We start from the raw sequence: 3,991 nt of genomic DNA on the forward strand, positions 1-3,991 counted from the left end.
AGAATATTGTGACCCTGTCAATTCGCTGCGATGCGGCGGAACGCCCGCAACCCCGCGCGTTCAAGGCAGATTGTCTCCCGTCGTCATTCCTGCCACCGTTCCCGCCGATGACAAGCACGGTGACCCTGCCTCTCTGGCTGTTCCTGCTGATCCTGCTCTTCGCGGGAGTGACCTTCGCATCGCATTTCCTCTTCCCCTCGGTGCGGTGGTATTTCCGCCGCCGCCTCGAGACCGCGGTCGCGCGCCTGAACGAGCGGCTCGAGCGGCCGATCCGGCCCTTCAAGCTCGCCCGGCGCATGGATACCGTGCGCCGCCTGATCTACGATCCCGAGGTGGCCCGCGCCATCGCCGAGCATGCGCAGGAGAACGGCGTCCGCGAGGACGTCGCCTTCCAGAAGGCCGAGCGCTATGCCCGCGAGATCGTGCCGGGCTTCTCCGCCTTCACCTATTTCGGCTTCGCCATCCGCGCCGCCCGCGTCCTCAGCCAGTCGCTCTACAGGGTTCGGCTGGCGCATCCGAACGACGCGGCGCTCGCCGCGATTCCCGAACATGCGACGGTCATCTTCGTGATGAACCACCGCTCGAACATGGATTACGTGCTGGTCACGTGGCTCGCCGCCGAGCGCTCGGCGCTGGCCTATGCGGTGGGCGAGTGGGCGCGGGTCTGGCCGCTGCGGCAACTGGTGCGCGCGATGGGCGGCTACTTCATCCGCCGGCGGCACAACAACGCGCTCTACCGCAAGGTCCTTGCCCGCTACGTGCAGATGGCGACCGAGGCGGGCGTCACGCAGGCCGTCTTTCCCGAGGGCGGGCTCAGCCGTACGGGCGGGCTCGGGCGGCCCAAGCTCGGGCTCCTCTCCTACCTCCTCGACGGATTCGAACCCGGCACCTCGCGCGATGTCGTCTTCGTGCCCGTGGCGCTGAACTACGACCGCGTGATGGAGGACCGCAACCTCATCGCCGCGCAGGAGAGCGGGACGCGCGCCTTCCGCTTCTCGCTCCGCCCGATCTGGCGCTACCTGCGCCGTCAGGTCTGGCTGCGGCTGACGGGGCGCTTCCACCGCTATGGCTATGCCGCCGTCAGCTTCGGCGACCCGCTCAGCCTGACGGGCTTCCTCGACCGTGCGCACGAGGACCCGGCCCGCGCCCTCGGGATCGAGCTGATGGAGCGGATCGCCCGCGTGATGCCGGTGACGCCCGTGCCGCTGATCGCGCATCTGCTGGTGCAGGGCGTCGCGACCGAGGGCGCGTTGCGGGAGGCCGCCGCCGCCGCCATCGAGGACGCACTGGCGCGGGGCGTCACCCTTCTCGTGCCGCGGGGCGACGTGGCCTACACGATCGAGGCGGGGCTGCGCACCTTCACCGAGCGGCGGATGCTGACCGTCGCCCCGGACGGCGCGCTGAGCCTGACCGAGGAGGGGCGCCGCCTCGCCGCCTTCTACGCCGCCTCCGTCGCACATCTCTTCGACGACACGGTGGAGGCCGCGCCGGAACCCCGCGCCGCAAGGGTTGCGACATAAAATTTCGCAAACGGTCATTTTCCCGTTTGCTTTGTTGCGCGGGCCTGCCTATCTCTCGCTGCAGAAGCAGCCCGCGATTCCGCATCGCGGCGACATCATCGCAGCGGAGGCCCATTCCATGGCACTCGACCAGCATTCGCCCATCGCCGACTACGACGCGCCGAAGAAGGACCTCTACGAGATGGGCGAGATCCCGCCCCTCGGGCACGTCCCGGCGCAGATGTACGGCTGGATCCTGCGGCAGGAGCGGCACGGCGACCCGGTGGACGCGCTGAAGGTCGAGGTCGTGGACACGCCCGCCCTCGACAGCCACGATGTCCTCGTCCTCGTGATGGCGGCGGGCGTCAACTACAACGGCGTCTGGGCCTGCCTCGGCAAGCCCGCATCGGTCTTCAACCAGCACAAGGCGCCCTACGCGATCATCGGCTCGGACGCGGCGGGCATCGTCTGGGCTGTGGGCGACAAGGTCACGCGCTGGAAGGTCGGCGACGAGGTCGTGGTCCACTGCAACCAGGACGACGGCGACGACGAGGAGTGCAACGGCGGCGACCCGATGCTGTCGCCCTCGCAGCGCATCTGGGGCTACGAAACCGCCGACGGCTCCTTCGCGCAGTTCACGCGCGTGCAGTCCCAGCAGCTCATGCCGCGCCCCAAGCACCTGACATGGGAGGAGAGCGCCTGCTACACGCTGACGCTCGCCACCGCCTACCGGATGCTCTTCGGGCACGAGCCGCACGACCTGAAGCCCGGCCAGAACGTGCTGGTGTGGGGCGCGTCGGGCGGCCTCGGCTCCTTCGCGATCCAGCTCATCAACACGGCCGGAGCGAACGCCATCGGCGTGATCTCGGACGAGGACAAGCGCCAGTTCGTCATGGACCTCGGCGCCAAGGGCGTCATCAACCGCAAGGACTTCGACTGCTGGGGGCGCCTGCCCGAGGTCGGCACCGAGGAGTACAAGACCTGGTTCGCCGAGGTCCGCCGCTTCGGCAAGGCGATCTGGGACATCACCGGCAAGGGCGTGAACGTCGACATGGTCTTCGAACATCCCGGCGAGGCGACCTTCCCGGTCTCGACCTTCGTGGTGAAGCGCGGCGGCATGGTCGTGATCTGCGCGGGCACCACGGGCTACAACTGCACCTTCGACGTGCGCCACATGTGGTCGCACCAGAAGCGCCTCCAGGGCTCGCACTTCGCGCATCTGAAGCAGGCGGCCGCCGCCAACAAGCTGATGCTCGACCGTCGGCTCGACCCGTGCATGTCCGAGGTCTTCCCCTGGGAGGAGTTGCCGATCGCGCACATGAAGATGCTGCGCAACGAGCACAAGCCGGGCAACATGGCGGTGCTGGTGCAGGCGCCACGCACCGGCCTCCGGACGCTGGAGGACGTGCTCGAAGCGGGACCCACGGCGGGCTGAGGTCCGCCGCACGCGACGCGCGCGCCCCGCCGTGGAGGACGGTGCGGGCGCGCGGTCCGTATTCCGGGCGTGCCCCTCGGGCCACGTCCGCGCCGAGGCGTTCCCGGTGCCGGTTGACCGAAGGCCCTTCGCGTCCCATCCTCTGTCATCCATTCCCGCCAGCGCAGGAATTGTAGATGCTGGAGCTTGTCTCGAACCGTTGATCGCCGCCGTCTCCACGGCAGGGCGATCCTGACCACCGGGCGCCGCGAGCCTTCGCGGACGCCTCCGTCGTCATGGTTCACCGACAGGCCAACACATGAACATCTCAAGACTGGAACAGCGCGTGCTGCACGTGCTGGCTCAGGGCGGCCGCATCGACTACGAACGCGGGCCGAACGGGCGCATCGTCGACGTGCTCTGCTATACGCAGGACGGCATGATCCTGTCCGACTGCACGCCCGAGATCGTCTCGCGGCTGAAACGCAAGCGGCTGATCGCGTCGCGCAATTCGCAGCCGTACCGCATCTCGGAGCTCGGGCGGCGCAGCGTGCGCGCCCGACCCGACAACCGCGTGGCATGAGCCGGCCCGGCGTCCCCGGAGCGGGGCGCCGGGAACCTTCCCGCGTGCCACCCGGTTTCCGGACGGAACGACGGACGGGAGGCGGACCATGCTCAGGATGACGCTTGCGGCGGCGGGCTTCTGCCTCGCGGGAGGCGCGATGAACGCCCAGAGCCCGGCCTGGTGCGCGGCCGACACGCTGACCCCCACCGCCCGCGCGATCTGCGAGAACCCGGACCTCGGCGCGCTGGAGCTGGAGCTCGAGGCCGCGCTCGGCGACGCGCTCGACGTGAGCCCGGACATCGAGCAGGGCGCGTGGCTCGCCGATCGGGGCCGCTGCGGGACCGACGCGGACTGCCTCGCCCGCGCCTACCGCAACCGGATCGTGGAGCTGCGGCTCGTCGCGGCGCAGGCCCGGCCGGGGTCGGACGCGGCGGGCGACCTTCTCGCCGCGCTGGCCCAGGTGCTCCGCGAGGCCTGGCCGGGCGAGGCCGCGCCCTTCACCCCCGACCCGGC

General features: G+C 69.8%; 3 protein-coding genes and 1 pseudogene. All 4 read left to right on the forward strand.

Annotated elements, in window-relative coordinates; translation table 11 throughout:
• The first annotated feature begins 119 nt into the window (after window positions 1-119).
• Window positions 120-1,520: a 1-acyl-sn-glycerol-3-phosphate acyltransferase gene (locus ACTS11_RS12330; RefSeq protein WP_442640612.1), complete on the forward strand. Its 1,401-nt coding sequence runs from the start codon at window positions 120-122 to the stop codon at window positions 1,518-1,520.
• A gap of 118 nt (window positions 1,521-1,638) precedes the next feature.
• A complete protein-coding gene (ccrA, locus tag ACTS11_RS12335) occupies window positions 1,639-2,934 on the forward strand; it encodes a crotonyl-CoA carboxylase/reductase (protein WP_442640613.1) in 1,296 nt (431 codons plus the stop codon).
• A gap of 298 nt (window positions 2,935-3,232) precedes the next feature.
• Window positions 3,233-3,496 carry a YjhX family toxin gene (locus ACTS11_RS12340; RefSeq protein ID WP_442640614.1) on the forward strand — a complete coding sequence of 88 codons (264 nt, stop codon included), beginning with the start codon at window positions 3,233-3,235 and terminating at the stop codon, window positions 3,494-3,496.
• An 88-nt stretch (window positions 3,497-3,584) separates the two neighbouring features.
• A pseudogene (locus ACTS11_RS12345) lies at window positions 3,585-3,991 on the forward strand (hypothetical protein); the annotation flags it as partial.

The sequence above is a fragment of the Roseicyclus sp. genome, from assembly GCF_052168335.1.
In the GTDB taxonomy this organism is placed as follows: Bacteria; Pseudomonadota; Alphaproteobacteria; order Rhodobacterales; family Rhodobacteraceae; genus Roseibacterium.

What these genes read in the sequence shown, in the direction of transcription:
- ccrA (WP_442640613.1), top strand. Translation starts at nt 1,639, where the DNA reads ATGGCACTCGACCAGCATTCGCCCATCGCCGACTACGACGCGCCGAAG.
- ACTS11_RS12340 (WP_442640614.1), top strand. Translation starts at nt 3,233, where the DNA reads ATGAACATCTCAAGACTGGAACAGCGCGTGCTGCACGTGCTGGCTCAG.